16 protein-coding genes are annotated in these 25,076 nt (G+C 67.4%); 7 read left to right on the top strand and 9 right to left on the bottom strand.

Annotated features, from left to right (window positions below; all coding sequences use genetic code 11):
• Positions 1–25 precede the first annotated feature (25 nt).
• Positions 26–922: a DMT family transporter gene (locus ACZ50Q_RS19770; RefSeq protein WP_092582280.1), complete on the bottom strand. Its 897-nt coding sequence runs from the start codon at positions 920–922 to the stop codon at positions 26–28.
• A 69-nt stretch (positions 923–991) separates the two neighbouring features.
• Here ACZ50Q_RS19770 and ACZ50Q_RS19765 point away from each other — a divergent pair, with 69 nt between their 5' ends.
• Both ACZ50Q_RS19765 and ACZ50Q_RS19760 read left to right on the top strand, forming a co-directional pair.
• Positions 992–1,969, top strand: a complete 978-nt coding sequence (locus tag ACZ50Q_RS19765) for a DMT family transporter (protein WP_076519871.1) — start codon at positions 992–994, stop codon at positions 1,967–1,969.
• Between the two features lie 89 nt (positions 1,970–2,058).
• Positions 2,059–3,048: a quinone oxidoreductase family protein gene (locus ACZ50Q_RS19760; RefSeq protein ID WP_076519872.1), complete on the top strand. Its 990-nt coding sequence runs from the start codon at positions 2,059–2,061 to the stop codon at positions 3,046–3,048.
• A gap of 123 nt (positions 3,049–3,171) precedes the next feature.
• On the opposite strand, the gene ACZ50Q_RS19755 is transcribed toward ACZ50Q_RS19760, so the two are convergent.
• Both ACZ50Q_RS19755 and glnE read right to left on the bottom strand, forming a co-directional pair.
• Positions 3,172–3,846, bottom strand: a complete 675-nt coding sequence (locus ACZ50Q_RS19755; RefSeq protein WP_076519873.1) for an epoxyqueuosine reductase QueH — start codon at positions 3,844–3,846, stop codon at positions 3,172–3,174.
• 48 nt (positions 3,847–3,894) lie between these two features.
• On the bottom strand, positions 3,895–6,675 hold the full coding sequence (gene glnE / locus ACZ50Q_RS19750) for a bifunctional [glutamate--ammonia ligase]-adenylyl-L-tyrosine phosphorylase/[glutamate--ammonia-ligase] adenylyltransferase (protein ID WP_464079356.1): 2,781 nt from the start codon (positions 6,673–6,675) through the stop codon (positions 3,895–3,897).
• Positions 6,676–6,778: 103 nt separating this feature from the next.
• On the opposite strand from glnE, the gene ACZ50Q_RS19745 reads away from it, so the two are divergent.
• A complete protein-coding gene (locus ACZ50Q_RS19745) occupies positions 6,779–10,414 on the top strand; it encodes a YhdP family protein (protein ID WP_464079355.1) in 3,636 nt (1,211 codons plus the stop codon).
• Positions 10,415–10,532: 118 nt separating this feature from the next.
• Here ACZ50Q_RS19745 and rho read toward each other — a convergent pair whose 3' ends face one another.
• The gene (rho, locus tag ACZ50Q_RS19740; RefSeq protein ID WP_043541410.1) at positions 10,533–11,792 is read right to left on the bottom strand and encodes a transcription termination factor Rho; all 1,260 of its coding nucleotides are present in this window, start codon (positions 11,790–11,792) and stop codon (positions 10,533–10,535) included.
• Positions 11,793–11,908: 116 nt separating this feature from the next.
• Positions 11,909–12,235, bottom strand: a complete 327-nt coding sequence (gene trxA / locus ACZ50Q_RS19735; RefSeq protein ID WP_006218534.1) for a thioredoxin TrxA — start codon at positions 12,233–12,235, stop codon at positions 11,909–11,911.
• Positions 12,236–12,558: 323 nt separating this feature from the next.
• Between trxA and ACZ50Q_RS19730 the strand changes: the two genes are divergently transcribed.
• From ACZ50Q_RS19730 to ACZ50Q_RS19715, 4 genes are all read left to right on the top strand, one after another.
• Positions 12,559–14,520, top strand: coding sequence for a DNA topoisomerase IV subunit B (locus ACZ50Q_RS19730; protein ID WP_464079354.1), 1,962 nt, complete (start codon positions 12,559–12,561; stop codon positions 14,518–14,520).
• Positions 14,520–15,119: a YcxB family protein gene (locus tag ACZ50Q_RS19725; RefSeq protein WP_092582260.1), complete on the top strand. Its 600-nt coding sequence runs from the start codon at positions 14,520–14,522 to the stop codon at positions 15,117–15,119. Before ACZ50Q_RS19730 ends, ACZ50Q_RS19725 begins: the two co-directional genes overlap by 1 nt.
• A gap of 45 nt (positions 15,120–15,164) precedes the next feature.
• The gene (gene parC / locus ACZ50Q_RS19720; protein ID WP_092582259.1) at positions 15,165–17,495 is read left to right on the top strand and encodes a DNA topoisomerase IV subunit A; all 2,331 of its coding nucleotides are present in this window, start codon (positions 15,165–15,167) and stop codon (positions 17,493–17,495) included.
• 76 nt (positions 17,496–17,571) lie between these two features.
• Positions 17,572–18,771, top strand: coding sequence for a DUF418 domain-containing protein (locus tag ACZ50Q_RS19715; RefSeq protein WP_464079353.1), 1,200 nt, complete (start codon positions 17,572–17,574; stop codon positions 18,769–18,771).
• Positions 18,772–18,775: 4 nt separating this feature from the next.
• Here the strand turns inward: ACZ50Q_RS19715 and ACZ50Q_RS19710 are convergent, their stop codons facing one another.
• The 4 genes from ACZ50Q_RS19710 to ACZ50Q_RS19695 form a co-directional block, all read right to left on the bottom strand.
• Complete coding sequence (locus ACZ50Q_RS19710; RefSeq protein ID WP_464079352.1) at positions 18,776–21,394, bottom strand: TRAP transporter permease; 2,619 nt, start codon at positions 21,392–21,394, stop codon at positions 18,776–18,778.
• A gap of 138 nt (positions 21,395–21,532) precedes the next feature.
• Complete coding sequence (locus ACZ50Q_RS19705) at positions 21,533–22,537, bottom strand: TAXI family TRAP transporter solute-binding subunit (protein ID WP_464079351.1); 1,005 nt, start codon at positions 22,535–22,537, stop codon at positions 21,533–21,535.
• 156 nt (positions 22,538–22,693) lie between these two features.
• Positions 22,694–24,034: an aspartate aminotransferase family protein gene (locus ACZ50Q_RS19700; protein ID WP_464079350.1), complete on the bottom strand. Its 1,341-nt coding sequence runs from the start codon at positions 24,032–24,034 to the stop codon at positions 22,694–22,696.
• 50 nt (positions 24,035–24,084) lie between these two features.
• On the bottom strand, positions 24,085–25,017 hold the full coding sequence (locus ACZ50Q_RS19695; RefSeq protein WP_076519883.1) for a MurR/RpiR family transcriptional regulator: 933 nt from the start codon (positions 25,015–25,017) through the stop codon (positions 24,085–24,087).
• Positions 25,018–25,076: the final 59 nt, after the last annotated feature.

Here is a 25,076-nt window from a genome sequence, read left to right as displayed (position 1 = left end):
AATTTTACTGCCTAGTCAGTTATTGTCAAGGCTGTATCTTCGAGGGCGCTTCGGCGGTGGAGGACGGCGGCGTCTGCTTGCGCAGCCCCGACCACACAATGGCGGCCACGATGAGCGCGGCGCCCGCCAGCATGCGCGGCGTGGGCTGCTGGCTGAACAGCACCCAGGCGAAGGCAATCGCATAGACGGGTTCCAGCGCGATCACCAGGCCGGCGCTGCGGGCATTCAGGCGCGTAAGGCTGGACACGAACAGGTAGTGCGACAGCCCGGTGCAGAAGATACCCAGCAGCGCCAGCCAGAACCAGTCGAGCGCAGGCACGGCGGGCAGCTGGCCGACCGCGAAGGGCACCATCACCAGCGCAACCACCAGGTTCTGCCAGCATGACACCTGCATCGGGTCCATGCCGGAGGCCGACCGCCGGTTGCTCAACGCCAGCAGCGCAAAGCTCAGGCCCGACAGCAGGCCCCACGCGAGGCCGATGGTGCCCTGGTCGGCCAGGTCGAACGACGGGGTGACCAGCACCAGGCCCGCGGTGACCAGCCCCAGCAGCAGCCATTCGGCCAGGCGGACGCGTTCGCGGAATATCAGGCCTTCAAAGAGGGTGATGAACGCCGGAAAGCTGGCAAAGCCAAGCGTCGCGATGGCGATGCCGCCCACTTTCACGGAAATGAAGAACGTGACCCAGTGCGCGGCAAGCAGCGCGCCGGCGATCACGAGGACGAATAATTGCGCCGGGGTGAGCACGCCCAGGAGCGGCTTGCGCCGCATGCGCGCGAAGATGCCCAGCGCCATGACGGCGAACGCCGCCCTGCCCAACGTGATGACCGCGGCGCTCGCCTGGATCAGTTCGCCAAAGACTCCGGTCAGCCCGAACAGCACGGCGGCGATATGGATGTAGGTGAGGGCGCGGTGTCGGGTCATGCGGCGGAAAAGGCAGAATGCGTCATGGAAGGTGTGCAAATATTTTCGCGGTGAACTTAAAATCATCGCATGAATCGTATTGCCAAGCTTACGGCGCTTCCGCTGGCCTCCGGCCGCGCCGCCGGAATCGCCATGGCCGTGCTTGGCGCGATCCTCTTTTCCGCCAAGGCCATCGTCGTCAAATTCACCTACCGCTACGGCATCGACGCGGTCACCCTGATCGCCTTTCGGATGCTGTTCGCCATGCCGTTCTTCGCGGCGGTGGCCTGGCACCAGTCCCGCCGCGCGGCGCGGGGCGAAATCGTCGTGATGACCACCAAAGAGCGCGTGCAGGTGTGCGTGCTTGGCCTCCTGGGCTATTACCTTTCCAGCTTCCTGGACTTCCTGGGCCTGCGCTACATCACGGCCAGTCTCGAACGCCTGATCCTGTTCCTGTCTCCCTCGCTCGTCGTCCTGTTGTCCGCGATCTGGTTCAAGCGTCCGATCGAGCGCCGGCAATGGCTGGCCATGGTGCTGTCTTACGCCGGCGTGGTGCTGGTGTTCGCGCACGATCTGTCCTTCGGCGGGGGCGGCGAGGTGCTGTTAGGGTCTTTGTTCGTTTTCGGCTCCGCCGCAAGCTATTCTGTGTACCTCATCTGTTCCGGGGAACTGATCAAGCGGATCGGTCCGACGCGGCTGGTGGCGTACGCGATGCTCGTGTCGTGCGTGGCGTGCATCATCCAGTTCTTCGTCGTGCATCCGCCGTCGATGCTGATCCAGCCTGCCGCGGTCTATAAATATTCGATCATCCATGCCACGCTCAACACCGTGGTGCCGGTGTTCATGCTGATGTGGGCGGTCTCGCTGATCGGCGCGCCGACGGCATCGCTGCTGGGCATGGTCGGGCCGGTATCGGTGCTGTTCCTGGCGTCATGGTTCCTGGACGAGCCCATTACGGTGTGGCAGATGGCCGGAACCGTGCTGGTGCTGGCGGGCGTGTTCGCATTGATGGGCGGCGGCGCGGCCCGGCCGGCCGCCAGGCAGGACGACCGGCAATCCCCGCGGTGAACGCTGTGAACGCTGTGGCTCCCCGGGGTAAGGTCGGCATTTTTGGATCAGTTCGCGTTATTTCCAATTTCCAATGAAAGGAGGCCAGCATGGCCAGCAATCTCGTCAAGGCAATTCGTATCGAGCAGCACGGTGGTCCCGAAGTCCTGAAGCTGGTTGAGGTGGAAGTTCCGCCGCCGGCCGCCAACGAAGTCACGATCGAGCAGCACGCTGCCGGGCTGAACTTCATCGATATCTATTACCGCACGGGCTTGTATCCGCATCCGCTGCCGCATGGCCTGGGCTTCGAAGGCGCCGGCGTGGTGACCGCCGTGGGCGCCGACGTCAAGCACCTGAAGAAGGGCGACCGCGTCGCCTACGGCCAGAGCCCCCTGGGCGCGTACGCCCAGGCGCGCAACGTGCCTGCCGCGCAGGTCGTCAAGGTGCCCAAGGGCATCGCGTTCGACGAGGCCGCGGCCTTGATGCTCAAGGGCCTGACGGTGCAGTACCTGTTCCGCCAGACCTATCGTCTGCAGGGCGGCGAGACCATCCTGTTCCATGCCGCGGCCGGCGGCGTCGGGCTGATCGCCTGCCAATGGGCCAAGGCGCTGGGCGTCAAGCTCATCGGCACCGTGTCCAGCCCCGAAAAGGCCGAACTGGCGCGCGCCAACGGCGCCTGGGAAACCATCGATTATTCGCGTGAAAACGTGGTCGAGCGCGTGCTGGAACTGACCGGCGGCAAGAAGGTGCCGGTGGTGTATGACGGCGTGGGCAAGGACACCTGGGAAACCTCGCTGGACTGCATCGAGCCGCGCGGCCTGATGGTCAGCTTCGGCAACGCGTCGGGTCCGGTGGCCGGCGTCAACCTGGCCGTGCTGAACCAGAAGGGCAGCCTGTACGTGACGCGCCCGTCGCTGGGCATCCACGTCAATACGCTGGAAAAACTGCAGTCGGCGTCCGAAGAGCTCTTCGACCTGGTGCTCAAGAAGAAGATCAAGGTTCGCATCGACCAGCGCTACTCGCTGGATCAGGCGGGCGAGGCGCAGACCGCGCTGGCCTCGCGCAAGACGACGGGCGCGACGGTGCTCACGCTGGACTGATCGCCCCATAAGAGAAACGGCGCCCCGCGGGGCGCCGATGCAGGCCTGGAGGACGCGCGGCGCGCGGACTGCCAGGCTTTTTCATTGGCGGCGATGCGCCGCCCGGACAGGCTCAGCGGGCGGTCAGAGCTGTTCCTCGTTGATGAGGTCTTCCTTGCCGTAGAACTTCACGCCGATGTGGATGCGTTCGCGGCCCTGCGCGCGGCGATGGCGGTTGGTGTCGCGCAGCGAATAGACGCAGCCGCAATATTCCTGCTGGTAGAAGTTCTCGCGCTTGCTGATTTCGATCATGCGGGCCGAGCCGCCGCCCTTGCGCCAGTTGTAGGTCCAGTAGACCAGGTCGTCGTAGCGCGCGGCCGCGCGTTCGCCGCAGCCGTTGATCTGGTTCATGTCCTTCCAGCGCGAGATGCCGAGCGAGCTGGTGATGGTGTCGAAACCGTGCTCGTGGGCGTACAGCGCCGTGCGCTCGAAGCGCATGTCGAAGCACGCCGTGCAGCGTTCGCCGCGCTCGGGGGCGTCTTCCATGCCCTTGACGCGTTCGAACCAGTTGTCCATGTCGTAGTCGGCGTCGATGAACTCGATGCCGTGCTTTTCAGCGAAGCGGATGTTCTCCTGCTTGCGGATTTCGTACTCTTTGACCGGATGGATGTTCGGGTTGTAGAAGTAGATCGCGTAATCGATGCCGGAGGCGGTCATGGCCTCCATGACCTCGCCGGAACAGGGGGCGCAGCACGAATGCATCAGCACCTTGCTGCGGCCGGCAGGCAGGTCGAGTTTGGGGCGGACGAGTTCAGACATGGCTGGCAGGCAAAAGCGGAAAAACCCTTATTTTACGACGAGTTGCCGTCAGCCCAGCACCGTGGTCCAGAGTTCGCGCACCGCAGCCCGCTCGGCCTGCAGCTGCTCGGGCGCGACGCGCGCCTTTTCCACGCCCTGCAGGCGCAGCTGATGCTGGACGCGCCGCAGGGTGCGGTAGGCATCGCCCGAGCGCGCCGCCAGCTCCGGCGGGATCAGGCCGGCTTCGCCGGCCAGCCGCAGCAGCGCGATGTTGCCGAGGTTGCGCACCAGCACCGGATGCGTGCCGGCGTGGCACAGCACCAGATACTGCGTGACGAACTCCACGTCGACCATCCCGCCGCGGTCGTGTTTCAGGTCGAATCGGTCGGTGGTGTTCGGATGGCCGGCGTTGATTTTTTCGCGCATCGCCAAGACCTCGTCGCGCAGCGCCGCCGTATCGCGCGGCAGCACCAGGATGTCCTCGCGGATTTTCTCGAAGCGGGCGCCCACGCTGGCGTCGCCGGCGGCAAAGCGCGCCCGGGTGAGCGCCTGGTGTTCCCAGGCCCAGGCGTGCTTGTGCTGGTATTGCTCGAAGGCCTCGAGCGACACCGCGAGCAGTCCCGCGTCGCCGTCGGGCCGCAGGCGCAGGTCAATCTCATAGAGCCGGCCCGACGAGGTCATGGTCGACAGCCAGGACGTCATGCGCCGGCCCAGCTTGGCATAGACCTCGGCAGCGTCCTCTCGCGGGTCGTCGAACAGGAAGACCAGATCCAGGTCCGACGCGTAGCCCAGTTCCTTGCCGCCCAGCTTGCCATAGGCGATGACGGCAAAGTGCGGTTCGGCGCCCTCGACCTTGTTCACGAGCGGCCAGGCGCGGCGGATGGTTTCGGCCAGCAGCAGGTCGGCCAGCGCCGACAACTGGTCCGCCAGCTTTTCGACCGTCAGTTCGCCTTCCAGGTCCTGCGCCAGGAGCTGGAAGCTGGCCTGGCGCTGCACGTCGCGCATCAGATTCATCTGGCGCTCGATGTCCGGGCTGCCGTCCGGCAGGCGGCACGCATCCAGGTCCGATGTCAGCTGGCGGGCGATCTGGGTGAAGTCCAGCGCTTCGAAGAGGGTGCGCCAGTCGATCAGGCTGTCGAGCAGCAGCGGATGCTGCGTCAGGTACTGCGCGGCCCAGGGGCTGGCGGCCACCATCCGCGCCACGCGGGCCAGCGTGTCCGGATACTCGGCAAGCAGCGCGAGGTAGGCGCTGCGCTGCGCGATCTTCTCGATCAGGTCGAAGAGGCGGACCGCGGCGTCGCGCGGCGCCGGCGTCTGCAGGGCGGCGCGCAGGGCGGCCGGCAGCAGGATCTCCATGCGGCGGCGGCTGCTTTCGGGCAGGCTGCGCACGCGGTGGCTGCCGGACAGCGTCTGGGCCCGGCGCAGCAGGTCGTCGGCGTCGTCGCCGAAAGCCTGGCGGATCTGGTCGCTCAGTTCGCTTTCGCTGTCGGGTTCGTCCTGGCCGGACGGCGCGTCGCTGCCCGCGGGGGCCGGCGCGGCGTCCTCCTCGCCCATGCCCACCATGCGGAACACGTTGCGAAAGGTCTGCGACACGAAATCGCGGTGCGCGGCCAGCGTGCTTTCGAAGTCGTCGGGGGCGAAACCCAGCGCCGCGGCCAGGGCGGCGCGCTGGGCTGGGTCCCCGGGCAGCAGATGGGTCTGCTCGTCTTCCCGGTATTGCAGCGCGTGTTCGGTGCGCCGCAGGAAACGATAGGCGTCTTCCAGGCGCCGGGCGTCGTCCTCGGGCACCAGGCCGGCCACGCATTCGGCGTGCAGCGCCTCCAGCAGGCCGCGCTTTTGCAGGGCGGGCATGCGCCCGCCGCGGATGAGCTGCGCCAACTGCACCACGAATTCGATCTCGCGGATGCCGCCGTCGCCCAGCTTGATGTTGTTGGCGCTGTCGATGCCATTGCGCGCCGACGCGCGGCGCTGCCAGTCCTGGCGGATGCGCTCGCGCAGCGCGCGCAGGGCGGCCAGCGCGTCGAAATCGAAGTACTTGCGATAGACGAAGGGCACGCGCAGGCTTTCCAGTTGCGTGGCCTGCGCCGCGCTGTCGCTGCCTTCAAAGGCCTGCGCGGGCATCAGCCGGGCTTTCAGCCAGGCGTAGCGCTCCCATTCGCGGCCCTGGCCGATCAGGTAATGCTCCAGCGCATCGAGACTCCAGGCCAGCGGGCCGGCATCGCCATCGGGGCGCAGGCGCAGGTCGGTGCGGAACACCTGGCCGTTGGCGTCCACCTCGGACAGCACCGGCATCATGCGGCGCGTCAGGCGCCCGTAGAACTCGTGGTGGCTGATGCGGCGGGGGCCGTCGGTTTCGCCTTCCTCGCCATAGAGCATGATGAGGTCGATGTCGGACGACACATTCAATTCGCAGCCGCCCAGCTTGCCCATGCCCACGATCAGCATTTCCTGCGGCTTGCCAGTGGCGGGATCGCGCGGGACGCCGTGCACCGCCGCCAGCTCCGCCGCCACGCTACGGTAGGCGGCTGCCACCGCCATGTCCGCCAGCGTGGTCATGGCGCCGACCACTTCCTCGAGCGCTGCCTGCCCGGCCAGGTCGCGCACGATGAGCACGCTGAAAACGCGTTCGCGCAGCTTGCGCAGCACCATGCGGCACACGTCCACCGGCAGGGTGTCGGACGCGGCGGCGGGGCCGGCGAGTTCGGCTTGCCATTGCGCCATCAGGGCCGGCGTGACGGGTTGCTTCACGGCTTCGGCCAGCCAGGCGGCCAGGTCCGGATGGGCGTCGAGCCGGCGGCGCAGATGGCCGGACCAGGCGAGGGCGGGGGCGAGGGGGGATGGATTCGACATGGTGCAAAGGGCGGCAGACGGATGGACGTGTTTCAGGTATAAGTGGGGACGATACTGCAAGACCTCTCCTCCTGCCCACTGATCCGTGTCTGTTCCAAAAAAAGTGCTCCGCAGCCTATTCTGGGCCGCGCTGATCGTATATGGCGTTGTCGCCATCGGGTTTCTGGGAGTGCGCTATTGGGTCCTCCCGCGGGTGGACCAATGGCGCCCTCAGATCGAAGCCTACGCCAGCCAGGCGTTGGGCGCCCGAGTTACGATCGGCGCGATCGACGCGAATTGGCAGGGGCTCAATCCCAGGCTCGATCTTGCCTCCGTCCAGGTCCACGACGACGAGGCCGGTCCGGTATTGAGCCTGCCGTCCGTGTCCGCGGTGGTGGCCTGGCGCAGCATTCTGTCGCTGTCGCCCACGCTGGTGCGCCTGCGGGTGGAAAGGCCGGAGCTGATCCTGCGGCGGGACCCATCCAATCATTTGTGGGTGGCCGGGCAGGACATCGACCTCAACACCAGCGACCATGCCTCCGACCTGAATCATCCCGGCCTGCGCTGGCTGGCGGCGCAGCGCGAGCTGCTGGTGCGCGACGCCACGCTGCGCTGGCAGGACGAATTGCGCCAGGCGCCCGAGCTGACGCTGGAAGGCGTGGACCTTCTGGTGCGCAACGGCAATCTGTCGCACCGTTTCGTGTTGCAGGCATCGGCGGGCGCCGCGCTCGCCCACAAGCTGGAACTGCGCGGCGAATTCAACCGCAGCCTGTTCGCGACGGACGCCAAAAAGCCGGCCAACTGGAGCGGCCAGCTCTTTGTCCAGGCCGATGACGTGGAGCCGCTGGCCTGGGCGCCCTGGGTGGACGTGCCGCCGGTGGCAGGGCGGCTGGCCGCGCGGGCGTGGTGGCAGTTCGACCATGGCAAGTTCACCACGGTAACGAGCGACGTCGCGATGCGCGGCGTTTCCTGGACGTCCGGACCGGACGGGCCCGCGGTCCAGGGCGGCTCGGGGCAGGTGCGGATGTCGGCGCTGCCCGGCGATTTCGTGCAGATCGATGGCCTGCCGCTGGCGCGCAGCGCGGGCGCGCCGGACGTCGCGGTCAAGGGGGCGCTGCATCAGTTGCGCGTGACGGTGCCGGGTGTTTTCGAAACGCCCACGCTGCTGGCGAACGACCTGGAGCTCGACGCCCGGGTCAAGGGCCCGGATCCGAAAAGCTGGTTCGTGGACGTGGCCCAACTGCGCGTGGCCAACGACGACCTGGACGTGCGCCTGCAGGGCCAATGGCGCCGGGAAGGCAAGACCGCCGCCGGCAGCGCCGACGTGCGCGGCACGATGGTCCGCGGGTCCATGCCGGCCATCCATCGCTATCTGCCGCTGGAGGTCAACGCGGATGCCCGGGAATGGCTGGCGACCGGCCTGCCGGCCGGACAGATGCATTCGGCGGCCATCACCCTCAAGGGCGATCTGGACGACTTTCCGTTTGGCGCCCCGGACGCCGCGGGCGAATTCGTCATCGCGGGGGGGTACTCCGGCGCCAAGGTCGACTACGCGCCAGCCCGGCCGCACAGCAAGGGCTGGCCGATGCTGGAAAACCTGTCGGGCAATTTCCGCATCGACAAGGTGAGCCTGTCGCTGGACAGCGCGGGCGGCGCCGTGGCTCATACGGGTCCCGGTCACACCATCACGCTGGGCGCCGTGAAGGCGTCCATTCCCGACATGGAAAACAACTCGCAGCTCCAGCTCACCGGCGAGACCGCGGGGCCGGTGGCGGCCTATCTGGCCCTGGCCGCGAATTCGCCGCTGGGCGAACTGCTGGACGGCGCGCTGGAAGAGGCGCACGGCACGGGCGACTGGCGCATGCCGCTGGAGCTGAAGGTGCCGCTGCTGCATACGGACGACACGCAGGTGCAGGGGACCATCAGGTTCTCGGACAATTCCTTCACCTTCATGCCCGAGATTCCGCTGCTCAGCCAGATCCACGGCGACCTGGAGTTTTCCGAAAAAGGGGTGCAGACCAAGGGCATCCGGGCGCAATTCCTGGGCGGACCCGTCACCATCCTGGGCGCGCTGGCGAAGGGCTCGGACGTCCTGCGCTTTGACGGCACGTTGACGGGGGAGGGACTGTCGCAGTTGAGCCGGGCCCCCTCGATGTCGCGCTTTTCGGGCCGGGCGGCCTACAAGGGGCGGTTGAGCTACCAGAAGGGCGGCGCCATCGACATTTCGGCCGAATCCGACCTGGTGGGCATGGCGATCGACATGCCGGCGCCGGCGGGCAAGTCCGCCAAGTCCGCCCAGCCGCTGAAGGTGCAATGGGCGCCGGCGCAGGACCGCGGCGCGCGGGACCGGCGCTGGCTGACGGCCAACCTGGGCGAAAACGTGAACGCGCTTTTCGAACGGGATCCGGCCGATCGCTCGGCGTCCTATTTCTCGCGCGGCGCCCTGGGCATCGGGCGGCCGGCCAGCCTGCCGGAGCGCGGGCTGAGCCTGAATGCCAGCCTTCCGGAACTGGACATGGACGGGTGGGAGGCGGTGTCGGACGGATTCAGCGTGGCGCCGGCCAAGGGCCGGGCCCCTTCCAAGCCGATCCTGCCGCAGCCGGAGCGCGTCAGCCTGGCGGCCGGCGTCCTGCGCACCAGCGGCTACACGCTCAATGACCTGACGCTGTACGCGACGCGTCCCGCGCCGGCGCAGTGGCACGTCGACCTGGAATCGCGCCAGGCAGCGGGCACGCTGGCGTGGCGGGAGGCGTCGGGCGCCATTGCGGGGCAGATCACCGCTCGCCTGAAGCACCTGTCGTTCGGCGGAGAGGGCGACGCCAATCAGGCCGACAAGGCGTTGGCGTCGGGCAATGACCTGTCGGACATTCCCGCCATCGACTTGCAGTCCGAACGATTCCTGCTGTATGGCAGGAATCTGGGCGTGCTGCAGGTGACCGGCACCAATCTCGAGCGCGGGCGGCAGTGGCGGCTGGACAAACTGTCCATCACCAATGATTCGGCGGCCTTGAACGCCACGGGCAATTGGCGCCTGGAAGGACCGGATCGCGGCTTGGCCGTCGACGCGGCCCTGAAGCTGGAGAACATCGGCGAGCTCATGAACCGGCTCGGCTTCCAGAACGTCGTGTCCAACGGCAAGGGCACCGTCCAGGGCAAGGCGACCTGGCGCAACCTGCCCTGGACGCACAACATCGCGGACGTCCAGGGCGACGTGATCGTCAGCCTGGACAACGGCCGTTTCATGCACGTGAACTCGCGCACGGCGCGCCTGCTGGAATTGCTGTCGCTGCAATCGCTGCAACGGTTGGCGCGCCTGGACGTCAATCCCACCAACCTGCTGCGCGACGGGTTTCCCTTCGACACCATCCGCGGTCACGTCAAGGTGGCCGACGGCATGCTGACCACCGAGGGCTACAAGATCAACGGGCCGGTCGCCGCCATCGTGCTGGCCGGTGGGGTGAACCTGATCAAGGAGCGCTGGGACCTCAAGGCGGTGGTCATCCCCAACCTGGATGCGAGCGGCGCGGCAATGGTGACCGCGCTGGCCGTCAATCCGCTGATCGGCCTGGGGGCTTTCGTGACGCAGTGGCTGCTCAAGCAGCCGCTCGCGCGCGCGATGACCATGGAATATTCCGTGACGGGCAGTTGGGACGACCCGCGCGTCGAGCCCATCGAAAGCGCCGGCAAGGAGCCGCCCAAGCAGACGCCGCGGCCGGCCGATTCGATGCCGCGCCGGATGCCGGAGTTCATCGAGCATTGAGGCGGTGCGCAAGGGGGGCGGCGGGCCGGACGCTCCCCTGGCAAGATCTTGCGCGCAATGAAAAGCCGCCCATTCAGGGCGGCTGCGGCTGTGGCTGCTGCGGGCGCGGACGGCCTGCTTACTTCTTCTTCATCATGTCGAAGAATTCGGCGTTGGTCTTGGTGGCGCGCATCTTGTCCAGGATGAACTCCATGGACTGGACTTCGTCCATGTCGTGGATGAACTTGCGCAGCACCCACACCTTCTGGAGCAGGTCGGGGGCGATCAGCAGCTCTTCGCGGCGGGTGCCCGACTTGTTCAGGTTGATGGACGGGTAGACGCGCTTTTCGGCCAGGCGGCGCTCGAGGTGGACTTCGGAGTTGCCGGTGCCCTTGAATTCTTCATAGATGACTTCATCCATGCGGCTGCCGGTTTCGATCAGCGCGGTGCCCAGGATGGTCAGCGAGCCGCCTTCCTCCAGGTTGCGCGCGGCGCCGAAGAAGCGCTTGGGGCGCTGCAGGGCGTTGGCGTCCACGCCGCCGGTCAGCACCTTGCCGGAGGCCGGCACGACGGTGTTGTACGCGCGGGCCAGACGGGTGATCGAGTCCAGCAGGATCACGACGTCCTTCTTCATTTCGACCAGGCGCTTGGCCTTTTCGATGACCATTTCGGCCACTTGCACGTGACGGGTGGCGGGCTCGTCGAAGGTGGAGGCCACCACTTCGCCGCGCACCGTGCGCTGCATTTCGGTCACTTCCTCGGGGCGCTCATCGACCAGCAGGACGATCATGACCGCGTCGGGGTAATTGGTGGTGATGGCGTGCGCGATGTGCTGCATCATCACCGTCTTGCCGGACTTGGGGCTGGCGACGATCAGGCCGCGCTGGCCCATGCCGATGGGGGCGAAGACGTCGAGGATGCGGCCGGTGAGGTTTTCCTCGCTCTTGATGTCGCGTTCCAGGCGGATGACGCGGTTCGGGTGCAGCGGCGTCAGGTTCTCGAACATGATGCGATGCTTGATCGCCTCGGGCGCCACGCCGTTGACCTTGTCCACCTTCACCAGCGCGAAATAGCGCTCGCCATCCTTGGGGGTGCGCACTTCGCCTTCGATGGAGTCGCCGGTGTGCAGGTTGAAACGGCGGATCTGCGACGGAGAAATGTAGATGTCGTCGGTGCTGGCCAGATACGAGGTTTCCGGCGAGCGCAGGAAACCGAAGCCGTCGGGCAGGACTTCCAGGACGCCGTCGCCGAAGATCTGCTCGCCTTGCTTGGCGCGCCGCTTCATGATGGCGAACATCAGTTCCTGCTTGCGCAGGCGGTTGGCGTTCTCGATTTCCAGGCCAGCGGCCATTTCGAGCAGCTGCGAGACGTGCAGCGCCTTCAGTTCGTTGAGGTGCATCGCGGTGAGTTTGGGGGAAAAGTAAAGGAGGGCTCTGGCGGCGCGCCACGGACGGGCTCGCGCGGTACTGAATGAGCGCCGCCTCAGCGGCGGCGCCTTCGTTTACAGCACGCGGTTTACAACGCGCCGTCCAGGAATGCGGTGAGTTGCGACTTCGACAGCGCGCCAACCTTGGTGGCGGCCGCCTGGCCGTCTTTAAAGAGCATAAGGGTAGGAATGCCGCGGATGCCGTACTTGGTGGCCGTGCCCTGGTTTTCGTCCACGTTCAGTTTCGCGATCGTCAGGCGACCCGCGTATTCGGTGGCGACTTCTTCCAGGATCGGGGCAATCATCTTGCAGGGGCCGCACCAGGCAGCCCAGTAGTCCACCAGCACCGGCTGGCCGGATTTCAACACATCGGCATCGAAGCTCGCGTCACTGACGTTCTTGATTTGGTCGCTCATGATGGTGATTCTCGGTTCGGCAGCAAAAGGCGCGTTAAGACGCGCCTTGCCGTTGTTCTTGTTTGTGGAATGGGCTCAAGCATACCACTGTCAATAACAACAGGCATACCACTGTTAATAACAACAGGGTTTGCAGGATTTGTGTAGGATGTTGCGGCGCGGCCGTCGCGATCCGGGTCACTGAACCCCGGTGCGCCGGTCGTGACTGTCATCATCCTACCGAAATCGGACTTGGTCAGGTCGTGCGCATCCCACCGGGAGCCGCGCAGAATCTAGGCTTGTCCGTAAAATGTCGGTTTTTTTCCACAGATGTTGGGGATAACTTGGCCACTCCACGTTACAACGAGGCGTCCATCCGCGTCCTGAAGGGGCTGGAGCCCGTGCGCCAGCGCCCGGGCATGTACACCCGCACCGAAAACCCCCTGCACGTCGTGCAGGAGGTCATAGACAACGCCGCAGACGAGGCCCTGGCCGGCTACGGCAAACAGATCCAGGTCACGCTGCACGCCGATGGCAGCGTGTCCGTCGAGGACGACGGGCGCGGCATCCCCGTCGGCCTGCATCCCGAAGAGAACGCGCCCGTCGTCGAACTGGTCTTCACGCGCCTGCACGCGGGCGGCAAGTTCGACAAGGCCGGCGGCGGCGCCTACGCCTTCTCCGGCGGCCTGCACGGCGTGGGCGTGTCCGTCACGAACGCGCTGGCCACCCGTCTGGAAGTCGTCGTCTGGCGGGACAACGCCGTGAGCCGCCTGGTGTTCAAGGGCGGCGACGTCGCCGAACCTCTGGCGCCCTACGACCAGGGCGGCCGCAAGAAGTCCGGCACGCGCGTGCGCGTCTGGCCCGACGCCAAATATTTCGACAGCCCGAACATCCCGCTGGGCGAACTGACGCACCTGCTGCGCAGCAAGGCCGTGCTGCTGCCGGGCGTGAAGGTCTCGCTGGTCAACGAAAAAACCGGGGACACCAAGACCTGGCAGTACCAGGACGGCCTGCGCGGCTACCTGGCCGAGGCCCTGGCCGGCGCGGAGCTGATGGTGCCGTTCTTCGAAGGCGAACAGTACGCTGGCGCCGACCACGAGAACTTCGCCGAAGGCGAGGGCGCCCAATGGGTGGTGGCCTGGACCGAGGACGGCAACGCGGTGCGCGAGTCCTACGTCAACCTCATTCCCACGCCCGCGGGCGGCACCCATGAATCCGGGCTGCGCGAAGGCCTCTTCGGCGCGGTCAAGGGCTTTGCCGAGCTGCACAGCCTGCTGCCCAAGGGCGTGAAGCTGCTGCCCGAAGACGTGTTCGCGCGCGCCAGCTTCGTGTTGTCGGCCAAGGTGCTGGATCCGCAATTCCAGGGCCAGATCAAAGAGCGCTTAAATAGCCGCGACGCCGTGCGTCTGGTTGGCGGTTTCTCCAAGAGCGCGCTGGACCTGTGGCTGCACAGCAACGTCGAATATGGCAAGAAGCTGGCTGAGCTGGCCATCCGTCAGGCGCAGGCGCGCCAACGGTCGGCGCAAAAGGTCGAAAAGCGCAAGAGCTCGGGCGTGGCTGTGCTGCCCGGCAAGCTGACCGACTGCGAATCCAGCGACGCGACCCGCACGGAAGTGTTCCTGGTCGAGGGCGACTCGGCCGGCGGCTCGGCCAAGATGGGACGCGACAAGGAGTTCCAGGCCATCCTGCCGCTGCGCGGCAAGGTGCTGAACTCCTGGGAGGTCGATCGCGACCGTCTCTTCGCCAACAATGAAATCCACGACATCTCGGTCGCCATCGGCGTGGACCCCCACGGTCCCGGCGATACCCCCGACCTGTCCGGCCTGCGCTATGGCCGCATCTGCATCCTGTCCGACGCGGACGTCGACGGCTCGCACATCCAGGTGCTGCTGCTGACGCTCTTCTACAAGCACTTCCCCAAGCTGGTCGAGGCGGGCAACGTCTACGTCGCCAAGCCGCCGCTGTTCCGCCTGGACGTGCCGGCCCAGGGCAAGCGCCCCGCCCGCAAGATCTACTGTCTTGACGAAGGCGAACTCGAGGCCGCACAGGACAAGCTGCGCAAGGAAGGCGTGCGCGAAGGCGCCTGGTCGGTCAGCCGGTTCAAGGGCCTGGGCGAAATGAATCCCGAGCAGCTCTGGGAAACCACCATGAACCCCGACACGCGCCGCCTGCTGCCGGTGGGCTACGGCGACCAGACGCCCGATGACACCACCCGCATGTTCGACATGCTGATGGGCAAGGGCGAATCCTCGCAACGCCGCGCGTGGATCGAGGAAAAGGGCAACCTGGCGGAGCTCGACATCTGATGACGCCGTCCGCGCCCGGGCAAGCCCGCATGGTCGTCGACCTGACCGCCGACGACTACGCGGATTTTGCCGCCTATGTGTACAAGCGGCCGGAACTGCGCCGCCGCCGTTACCGGTCCCATCTGCGCTTTGCGATCCTGATGATCGTGGCCCTGCTTGCCTACCTGATGTGGCAGACCTGGGACGGCAAAGGGCCCAATTGGGGCCTGCTGCTGCCGGTGTACTTCCAGGGGCTGGCGGTGGGGCTGGGCATCCTTGCCTTGCTGGCGCTGTCCTATGAATACCTGCTGCCCGGCCTCGTGAGGATGAACACGCGCCGCATGCTGGCCAGGCAGCCCGACACGCTGTATCTCGGCCGGCACGAGCTGGACTTCGGCCCCGAGGGCGTCACGGACACCACCGCCACCGCCTCCGGGCGCATGGACTGGACCGACGTGCGCCGGGTCGAGGAAACCCCGGAACACCTGTACGTCATCCTCGGCACCCTGCAGGGCGTGATTATTCCCAAGCGCGGGCAGGACGCCGCCACGCTGCAGGCGGTGCGCGCCCAATTGCGCGCGCACGTCGCCGACACGCAGCTCATGGCCGCGTCCGCCTGAGGCGCATTGGCGCCGTTTCGATGAAATTGTCTACCTGAAACCATCATGACCGACAGCAATCAACCCGGCCTGTTCGACTCCAACCCGCCCGGCGGCGATGGCGATGACAACGCCGCCATCACGCTGGCGCGCTACGCGGAGCAGGCCTATCTGGACTATGCGGTGTCCGTGGTGCGCGGCCGCGCCTTGCCCGACGTGGGCGACGGACAAAAGCCCGTCCAGCGCCGCATTCTTTTCGCCATGCAGGCGATGGGACTGGGCGCCGGCGCCAAGCCCGTGAAGTCCGCGCGCGTCGTCGGCGACGTGCTGGGCAAATACCATCCGCACGGCGACCAGGCCGCGTACGACGCCATGGTGCGCATGGCGCAGAATTTTTCGCTGCGCTATCCCCTGATCGACGGCCAGGGCAACTTCGGCTCGCGTGACGGCGACAACGCCGCCGCCATGCGTTACACGGAAGCGCGCCTGACCCCCATCGCCAAGCTGCTGCTCGACGAGCTGGACGAAGGCACCGTCGATTTCGTGCCCAACTACGACGGCAGCCAGCAAGAGCCGCAGATGCTGCCCGCGCGGCTGCCGGTGATGCTGCTCAACGGCGCCTCGGGCATTGCCGTGGGCATGGCCACCGAGATCCCGCCGCACAACCTGCGTGAAGTCGCCCAGGCGTGCGTGGCGCTCATCAAGCAGCCGCAGTTGCCGGACGAGGAACTGTACGCAATGATCCCCGGCCCGGACTTCGCGGGCGGCGGCCAGATCATCACGCCGGCGGCCGACATCGCGCAGATCTACGGCGGCGGCCGCGGGTCGCTCAAGGTGCGCGCGCGCTGGCAATTCGAGGAACTGGCGCGCGGCCAGTGGCAGCTCGTGGTCAACGAACTGCCGCCCGGCACCTCCTGCCAGAAGGTGCTGGAAGAAATCGAGGAAATCACCAACCCCAAGGTCAAGACGGGCAAGAAGAGCCTGACGCCCGAGCAGACGCAGTCCAAGGCCGTCATGCTCAACCTGCTGGACGCCGTGCGCGACGAGTCCGGCAAGGACGCTGCGGTGCGCCTGGTCTTCGAACCCAAGACCTCGCGCGTGGACCGCGACGAGTTCGTCAACACGCTGCTGGCGCAGACCAGCATGGAAGGCAGTTCGTCCGTCAACCTGGTGTGCATCGGCACCGATGGCCGGCCGCGCCAGAAGGGCTTGCGCGACATCCTGGTCGAATGGCTGGCGTTCCGCACCAACACGGTGGTGCGCCGCACGCGCTTCCGCCTGGACAAGGTCATCGACCGGATCCATGTGCTGGAAGGGCGCATGGTGGTCTACCTGAACGTGGACGAGGTCATCCAAACCATCCGCGAATCCGACGAGCCGCGCGCCGCGCTGATGGAACGCTTCAAGCTGTCCGAGCGCCAGGCCGAGGACATCCTCGAAATGCGCCTGCGCCAGCTCGCGCGCCTGGAAGGCTTCAAGATCGAACAGGAGCTGGCCGACAAGCGCAAGGAACAGGTTTCCCTGCAGGAGCTGCTGGACAACCCCACGACGCTCAAGCGCCTGCTGATCAAGGAAATCGAGGCCGACGCCAAGCAGTACGGCGACGACCGTCGCACCCTGATCGAGACCGCCGAGCGCGCCGTGCTCGAAACCAAGGTGCTGGACGAGCCGGTCACCGTGATCGTCTCGCAGAAGGGCTGGCTGCGCGCCCGTCAGGGCCACGGCCACGATGCCGCGCAATTCGGCTTCAAGCAGGGCGATGACCTCTACGGCGCTTTCGAGTGCCGCACCACCGACACCCTGATCGCGGTGGGCGACAATGGCCGGGTCTATTCGGTCCCGGTGTCCGGCCTGCCGTCCGCGCGCGGCGACGGCCAGCCGGTCACCACCATGATCGACCTCGAATCCGGCACGCGTATCGTCCATACGATCGCGGCAGCCAGCGACAGCCGCTGGCTGCTGGCCACGCGCGGCGGCTATGGCTTCGCGGCCAAGCTGTCGGACATGGTCAGCCGCCAGCGGGCGGGCAAGCAGTTCATCACGCTCGAAGAGGGCGACGAACTGCTGCGTCCGGTGCCGCTGTTTGCGGGCGCCGTGCAACTGGCGCTGCTGTCGCAGAAGGGCAAGTTCCTGGTGTTCGGGCTGGACGAGGTCAAGTCGCTGTCTGGCGGCGGACGCGGCACCATCCTGATGGGGCTGGACGGCGCGGACAAGCTCGACCAGACCGTGCCCATCGGTCCGCTGGGATTGCGCGCCACGGGCATCTACCGCAACAAGATGACCGAGGACATCCTGGTCGGCGCCGCGCTGGCGGTGTATGTCGGCAAGCGCGCGCGCAAGGGCCGGGCGCTGGACGTGCGGCCCAAGCAGCCGCTGCTGTCCCCGGTGCTGGGTTGAACCGGGCGCGCCGCCTGATACCTGAGCCGGCAGGCGGCGCGCGCCCCTTGCGCCGCCCTCGCCATCAAGGGCAGGCATGAGCGGCGCGGCTGCTCGCCAGCCCAGGCTCGCGCATGTGGATGCCCTGCGCGGCTTTGCGCTCTTTGGCATCCTCGTCGTTAATATCGGCGTGCTCGCGTTTCCGTTCTACGGCGCGGGCGTGCCGGACCCGGCCTGGTCCAGTCCGGTGGACGTGACCGTCCGCTGGTTCGTTGCCTGGCTGTTCGAGACCAAGTTCTACCTGCTGTTCTCCTTCCTGTTCGGCTACAGCTTCACGCTGCAGATGGCGGCGGCGGAACACGCCGGCGCGGCGTTCGCGCCGCGTTTCCTGCGCCGGCTTGTCGGATTGGCCGTGCTGGGCCTGGCCCACGCGATCCTCTTCTACCAGGGCGACATCCTGGTGACCTACGCCTTGCTGGGCCTGGCGCTGCTGCTATGCCGGCGCATGGACCCGGGCCGCGCGCTGCGCCGCGCCCTGTGGCTGATCGCGCTGGCGTCGGCGGCGTGGGTGATCCTGGGCGCGTTGAGCCTGTTGGGGCCCGCGCCGGTGGACTATGGCGCGCAATACAAGGCCGAGGCGCTGGCCTCGATCCAGGCATACCGCGGCACCGTCGGCACCACGATCGCGCAACACATCAAAGAGCTCTCCGAGACCGTCTGGTTCACGTTGCTGTTCGTGCAGGGGCCGTTCGCCTTTGCCATGTTCCTGGCGGGCTACGCGCTGGGCCGGCGCAATGCGCTGGCGGATCCCTGGCGGTCGCCCCGCGCGCTGGGGCTTTTGTGCGCGCTGGGCCTGTTGCCCGGGCTGGCGGGGGCCGCGGCCTACGCGACCAGCGCCTTGCCCCAGGCCCGCGTGGTGTGGGAACTGCCCGGGCTGGCCGTGGGCCTTTTCACCGCGCCGTTACTGAGCCTTTCCTACGCCGCCGCGTTCCTGCTCGCGCTGCGCACGGGCCCGGGCCGGCGCCTGGGCGAGTGGCTGGCGCCGGCGGGCCGCATGGCCCTGAGCAATTACCTGATGCAGTCCGTGGTCTGCGCCTGGCTTTTCACGGCCTGGGGGCTGCGCCTGTACGCCGCCGTCTCGCCGCTGGCTGCGTTTGTCATCGCCGTCGCGATCTTCGCCGTGCAGATGCCGCTGTCCGCCTGGTGGCTGCGCCGGCACGCCTACGGCCCCGTGGAGTGGTTCCTGCGCGCGCTCACCATCGGCGCGTGGCCGGCCTGGCGGCGCGCGCAGGGTTGACAGCCTAGACCGCCCGGGTGCGCAACCGGCCTTGCGGCTTGCCGCCGTCGCGCCGGCCTTGCCAGGCCCACATGCCGGCCAGCAACGCCATCGCGGGCAGGTAGACCCAGAAATCGGACCAGCGGTGCGGGTTGGGCGCCTTCACGCTGACCACGTCCCATCCCTGTTCCCAGCCTGCGCGTTGCGCGCGGCTGCCGAAGCGCACCCCGCCGATCTGGATCTGGTCGCCCAGGCGCATCAGCGTCAAGCCGGCTTCGGCCAGCCGCTTGCGCCCGGCGTCGGCGCCGTCGCCGCCCGCTTCAAGCGCGGGCAGGGCGACCGCCACCGTCTTGGTCAACTCGTCGCCTTCCAGGTTGAGACCCTTGAGCACCACGGTCAGCCGGCCGTTGTCGGGCAGGGCGGCTGCCGTGGCCTGGATCTCGGACGCCGGGCGGTTTTCATGGCTGGGCGCGAAATGGTCCATGAACCAGTCGGGCCGAAACAGCATGAACGTGACCAACAGCAGCACGGCGACTTCCGCCAGGGTGCAGCGGACCCTGAACCATCGCATGGTGGCGGCGGCGAAGGTCAGCGACGCCAGCGTGGCGCCCGCGACCACCAGCGCCAGCTCCCAGCCGTAGTTCACGTCGATCAGCAGCAGCGTGGGGTTGAAGACGAACATGAACGGCAGGATGGCCGTGCGCGCCGCGTAGGTGACGCCCTGGATGCCCGTTTTGATCGGGTCCTCGCCGGAGATGGCGGCGGCCGCGAAGGTGGCCAGCCCTACCGGCGGCGTGATGTCGGCCATGATGCCGTAATAGAACACGAACATGTGCACGGCGATCAGCGGAATGACCAGGCCGTTCTGCGCGCCCAACTCCACCACCACGGGCGCCATCAGGGTCGCCATCAGGATGTAATTGGCCGTCGTGGGCATGCCCAGTCCCAAGACCAGGCAGACCGCCGCGGTGAAGATCAGCATCAGCAGCACATTGCCCATCGACACCAGTTCGACGAAGGCCGTCATGCGCAGGCCCAGCCCGGTCAGCGTGATGGCGCCGACGATCAGCCCGGCGGTGCCGCAGGCGATGGCGATGCCGATCATGTTGCGCGCGCCGTCCTGCAGGCCCCCGACGGCGTCGCGCCAACCCTGGCGCCAGGCGGGCGCGGCCGGCTGCTTGCGAAACCAGGCCAGGATCGGACGCTGCGTGACCATCTGGAACAGCATCGCCATCGCCGCCCAGAAGGCCGACAGGCCGGCCGACAACTGCTCCACGCTGAGGCACCAGACCAGGATGCCGATCGGAATCAGGAAGTACAGGCCGGCGCGCACCGTGGGCCACGGCTGGGGGCGCACGGGATGATTGATGTCGATGTCCTGCGGCAAGTCGGGGTGGCGGGCGGCCACGCGCAGCAGCCACACGTAAAGGACCGCCAGGAGGGCCAGCAGGATCGGCGTCGCCGCCTGCCCGGCCAGCGCCTGCACGCCCGTGCCGATTCCGTAGACCGCGCCCATCACGAGCAGCGTGCCGCTGATGCCCATGCCCCAACCCGCCAGCTTTTGCAGCGGCGTGCGGGCGGGGCCCGACGCCATCATCGGCTGGATGCCCAGCTTCAGCGCTTCCAGGTGGACGATGTAGAAGAGCGCGACGTACGAAATCGCGGCGGGCAGGATGGCGTGGCGGATGATGTCGGCATAGGGGATGCCCACGTACTCGATCATCAGGAACGCGGCAGCGCCCATGACGGGCGGCATGATCTGGCCATTGACCGAGGACGCCGTTTCGATCGCGCCGGCGCGCACGCCGCCATAGCCCGCCTTCTTCATGAGCGGGATGGTGAAGATGCCGCCGGTCACCACGTTGGCGACGGACGATGCGGACACCAGGCCGTTGACCGCCGAGGACATGACCGCCACCTTGGCAGGCCCGCCGCGCAGGTGGCCCAACAGCGCGAACGACACCTGCATCATGTAGTTGCCGGCGCCGCACTTGTCGAGCATGGAGCCCAGCAGCACGAAGATGAAGATGTACGACACCGATACGCCTAGCGCCACGCCGTAGACGCCTTCGGTGGTGAGCCACATGTGCGACATCAGCCGTTCGAGCGATGCGCCGCGGTGGGCCAGCACGTCGGGCAGCCACGGACCCGCCAGCGCATAGGCCACGAACACCAGGCCCAGCACCGTCATGGGCAGGCCCAGCGCCCGGCGGGTCACTTCCAGCAGCAGCGCGAGGCCGATCACGGCGGTGCCCACGTCCAGCGGCGTCGGCTGGCCGGGCCGGGCCGCCAGCTCGTTGTAGAAGACATAAAGATAGCTGCCGCAAAAGCCCGCCGCCAGGGCCAGCACCCAGTCATACCAGGGCATGCGGTCGCGGGCCGAGCGCTTGCTGGCCGGATAGGCGAGATAGCCCAGGAACATGGCGGTGCCCAGGTGCAGCGCGCGCGCCTCGGTGTCGTTGAAGATGCCCCAGTTCAGCGAAAACGGGATCGGCGAGGCGTACCAGAGCTGGAAGAAGGACCAGAGCAGCGCGCCGGCGGCCAGCGTGGCGCCGGCCATGCCGCGCGCGTCGCGGCCGCCGCGGTCCGCGTCGGCGACCAGCTGTTCCAGGTTCGGGGTCGGCGTGTGCGACTCGTTTGTCATGAAATTCCCCTGCGTATCGTGGCGCGCGCCGACGCGTTGGCGCGCGATGAGCCGCCCCGCGCGCCAGGCGCGCGCAAGGACGGCGCTCGCGGCCCGAGGCGGATGCCCCCGGGGCCGCAGGCGCGGCTGCGACGGGCCTTAGAGCAGGCCCTTTTCCTTGAAGTACTTCGCGGCGCCCGGATGCAGGGGCGCGGACAGGCCGTTCTTCACCATGTCGGCGGCCTTCAGGTTGGCGAAGGCGGGATGCAGCTTCTTGAAATCTTCGAAGTTGTCGAAGACGGCCTTGACCACGATGTAGACCGTGGCCTCGGGCACGTCGGCCGAGGTGACGAAGGTGGCGGTGACGCCGTAGGTCTGGGTCGCTTGCGGATTGCCCGGATACAGCCCGGCCGGAATCGTTGCGTGGGCGTAGTAGGGGTACTTTTCAACCAGCTTGTCCACGGCCGGGCCGGTCAACGGCACGAGCTTCGCGCCGCAGCTCGTCGTGGGATCCTGGATGTTGGCGGACGGGTGGCCCACGCCATAGAAGAAGCCGTCGATCTTGCCGTCGCACAGCGCCGAGCCATGCTCGTCCGGGCGCAGCTCCGACGCGAGCGAGAAATCCTTCATCGTCCAGCCCATCGTGGCCAGCAGCTCTTCCATCGACGCGCGCGTGCCCGATCCCGGATTGCCCACGTTGAACCGCTTGCCCTTGAAATCTTCGAATCCCTTGATGTTGGACTCTTTGCGCGCCACGACGGTGAATGGCTCGGGATGGATCGAAAAGACCGAGCGCAGCTTGGTGAAGGGGCCCGCCTGCTTGAACTGGCCTTCACCGTTGTAGGCATTGAAGCCGACGTCCGATTGCACGACCCCCAGGTCAAGCTCGCCGGCCTTGATCGTGTTGGCATTGAAGACCGAACCGCCGGTCGATTCGACCGAGCAGCGGATGCCGTGGTTGGCGCGGTCCTTGTTGACCAGGCGGCAGATGGCGCCGCCCGCCGCATAGTAGACGCCGGTGACGCCGCCGGTGCCGATGCTGACGAACTTCTGCTGGGCGGCGGCCGGAGCCGGCGCCGTGGACAGCAATGCCGTTGCCAGGCCCGCCGCGGCGAGTGTCCAGGCATTGCGATGGCCCAAGGGGTGTTTGAAAGACCTGGTCATGCAAACTCCTTTTGGGGGTTTTCCCCGTGTGATTGCCGGTCTGTGCCGGCGGTGTTGGCAGCCCGCGAGCCGCGGATTGCCCTGTGCTGAATCATCACGTGCCCGCTGTCGGCGGGCGGCGCGCGCGGAACCCGCCGTCGCGCGCGCAGGCGGCGCCTAGGCGCCGGACTGGGCTATCGCCGCGTCGATCGCGCCGGCGAGCCTTTCCGTCAGTTGGTCCAGTTCATCGTCGGAAATGATGAAGGGGGGCGCGAGCAGCACGTGGTCGCCCTGGCGGCCGTCGATGGTGCCGCCCATCGGATACACCATCAGGCCGCGGGCCATGGCTTCGCGCTTGACGCGCGCGTGCAGCGCCAACGCCGGGTCGAAGGTCTGCTTGGTGGCGCGGTCCCGCACGAGTTCCACCCCCATGAACAGGCCGCGTCCGCGGATATCACCCACGTGGGGATGGTTGCCCAGCGCGGCTTCCAGCCGTTGCCGCAGGCCGGCGCCCTGGATGCGCACCCGTTCGAGCAGGTTGTCGCGGCGGATCACGTCCTGGACCGCCAGCGAGGCCGCGCAGGCTGTCGCATGGCCCAGGTAGGTATGGCCGTGCTGGAAGAAGCCGCTGCCCTGCTGCATGGCGTCGACGATGCGACCCTGCGCCATGACCGCGCCGATCGGCTGGTAGCCGCCGCCCAGGCCCTTGGCGATGGTGATGAGGTCTGGCGTCACATCCTCCTGTTCGACGGCATACAGCGTGCCAGTGCGGCCCATGCCGCACATCACCTCGTCGGCGATGAGCAGCACGCCGTGGCGGTCGCAGACCTCGCGGATGCGTGGAAAGTAGCCGGGCACCGGCGTCACGGCGCCGGCGGTCGCGCCGACCACCGGTTCGGCCACGAACGCCATCACGCTGTCGGGCCCCAGCCGCTGGATCGTTTCCTCCAGCTCCTGCGCCAGCCGTTCGCCGTATTGTTCGGCGCTTTCGTTGTCGCGCTGGTCGCGGTAGGCGTAGCAGGGCGACACGTGCGCCACGTCGATCAGCAGCGGCGCGAACTGCGCGCGGCGCCACGCATTGCCGCCGACCGCCAGGGCGCCGAGCGTGTTGCCGTGATAGCTCTGCCGGCGCGCGATGATGTGCCGGCGCTGCGGCTGGCCGATTTCCACGAAATACTGGCGCGCCATCTTCAAGGCCGCTTCCACGGCTTCGGAGCCGCCGGAGACGAAGTAGGCGTGTGAGGTGCCCGCCGGCGCATCCGCCACCAGGCGGTCGGCCAGTCGTTCGGCGACGTCGGTCGTGAAAAAGCCGGTATGGGCGTAGGCCAGCGCATCGATCTGGGCATGCATGGCGGCCTGCACGTCCGGGTGATTGTGACCCAGGCAGGACACCGCGGCGCCGCCCGAGCCGTCGAGATAGGCGCGGCCAGCGCTGTCATGGATCCAGACGCCCTGTCCGCGCACGGCGACGGGAGGGGTTTGGCGTAGGGAACGATGCAGGACGTGTGTCTGGCTCATGCTGCGGTTTTCCATGGATCAAGGGTTGAGAACGGCTGCGGCCCCGGGCCTCAGCCGGGCCGGCGCGCAGGCGCGCCGCTCCAGTAGACGTTGTCCGCGCGCAGGCGCGCCTCCACCTCGGTCAGGCGGTTCAGGACCGCATCGCCGCCGCGCGCGGTCAGCCGGGCGATCAGGTGTTCAGCCAGTCCCAGCAGGCCCGCGGTGGTGTGGAAAAACGAGCCCGGGCCCTGGCGCGCCGGGCGCGCCTGCACGCCGTCGCGGTCGGGCGGCGCAAAGCGCAGCGTGTGGCGCGCGTCCACGGCCAGCGGCGAGAGCGGGTCGTCGGTCAACGCCACGAGGGCGACGCCGCGCTGCGCCGCCTGGCGCGCGAGCTGGACCGTCGCGGTGGGGTAGGGCGCCTGCGAGATGACGATCAGCGCATCTTCCGGACCGAGGTTGTCGGTCTGCTCCGCGGGCGCGCCGCCCAGTCCGTCGATGAGGACGCTGTTGCGCCGCACAAGCTGGTAGGCGTAGCGCATCTGGAATGCGATGCCGAAGGCCGAGCGCGTCCCCAGGAATCCGACCTGGCGGGCTTCGAGCAGCGTTTGCACCGCTGCGTCGAACGCCGCGGGCGGGTTCAGCGTGCACACCGAGGACATGGCCTGGACCTGGTAGTCGGTCAGGACATCGGGACCAGGTTCGGCGGGGTCGCCCGCCGCGGCCTGCAACGCGGCGGCGCGGTCGCGCAGGCCGGGCTGTCCGTGCCCCACCAGCGCCTGTTGAAAGGGTTGGCGGAAGTCTTCGTAGCTGGCGTAGCCGACCGCGCGCGCCAGTCGCAGCATCGTGGCCGGCGCCACGCCCAGCGCCTGCGCCTGGCGCCGCATCGACCACAGGCCTACCTCCGCGGGATGCGCCACCACCCAATGCGCCGCCCGCTGCAACTCGGGGGGCAATTGCTCCAGCTTTTCCTGAAGTGTGGCGAGCAGGGATGACGGCAGGGACATGAGGGCGGGGAGGGGGGCGTTAAAAAAACATATGATAAATAAAACCAATGAAACAAAAC

This window comes from Achromobacter sp. T5-5, assembly GCF_055397965.1.
This window is presented reverse-complemented; position numbering and strand designations above follow the sequence as displayed.

Excerpts from the sequence above, each read along its gene's own strand:
- ACZ50Q_RS19770 (WP_092582280.1), bottom strand. The coding sequence starts at position 922 with ATGACCCGACACCGCGCCCTCACCTACATCCATATCGCCGCCGTGCTG.
- ACZ50Q_RS19765 (WP_076519871.1), top strand. The coding sequence starts at position 992 with ATGAATCGTATTGCCAAGCTTACGGCGCTTCCGCTGGCCTCCGGCCGC.
- ACZ50Q_RS19760 (WP_076519872.1), top strand. The coding sequence starts at position 2,059 with ATGGCCAGCAATCTCGTCAAGGCAATTCGTATCGAGCAGCACGGTGGT.
- ACZ50Q_RS19755 (WP_076519873.1), bottom strand. The coding sequence starts at position 3,846 with ATGTCTGAACTCGTCCGCCCCAAACTCGACCTGCCTGCCGGCCGCAGC.
- glnE (WP_464079356.1), bottom strand. The coding sequence starts at position 6,675 with ATGTCGAATCCATCCCCCCTCGCCCCCGCCCTCGCCTGGTCCGGCCAT.
- rho (WP_043541410.1), bottom strand. The coding sequence starts at position 11,792 with ATGCACCTCAACGAACTGAAGGCGCTGCACGTCTCGCAGCTGCTCGAA.
- trxA (WP_006218534.1), bottom strand. The coding sequence starts at position 12,235 with ATGAGCGACCAAATCAAGAACGTCAGTGACGCGAGCTTCGATGCCGAT.
- ACZ50Q_RS19725 (WP_092582260.1), top strand. The coding sequence starts at position 14,520 with ATGACGCCGTCCGCGCCCGGGCAAGCCCGCATGGTCGTCGACCTGACC.
- parC (WP_092582259.1), top strand. The coding sequence starts at position 15,165 with ATGACCGACAGCAATCAACCCGGCCTGTTCGACTCCAACCCGCCCGGC.
- ACZ50Q_RS19715 (WP_464079353.1), top strand. The coding sequence starts at position 17,572 with ATGAGCGGCGCGGCTGCTCGCCAGCCCAGGCTCGCGCATGTGGATGCC.
- ACZ50Q_RS19710 (WP_464079352.1), bottom strand. The coding sequence starts at position 21,394 with ATGACAAACGAGTCGCACACGCCGACCCCGAACCTGGAACAGCTGGTC.
- ACZ50Q_RS19705 (WP_464079351.1), bottom strand. The coding sequence starts at position 22,537 with ATGACCAGGTCTTTCAAACACCCCTTGGGCCATCGCAATGCCTGGACA.
- ACZ50Q_RS19700 (WP_464079350.1), bottom strand. The coding sequence starts at position 24,034 with ATGAGCCAGACACACGTCCTGCATCGTTCCCTACGCCAAACCCCTCCC.
- ACZ50Q_RS19695 (WP_076519883.1), bottom strand. The coding sequence starts at position 25,017 with ATGTCCCTGCCGTCATCCCTGCTCGCCACACTTCAGGAAAAGCTGGAG.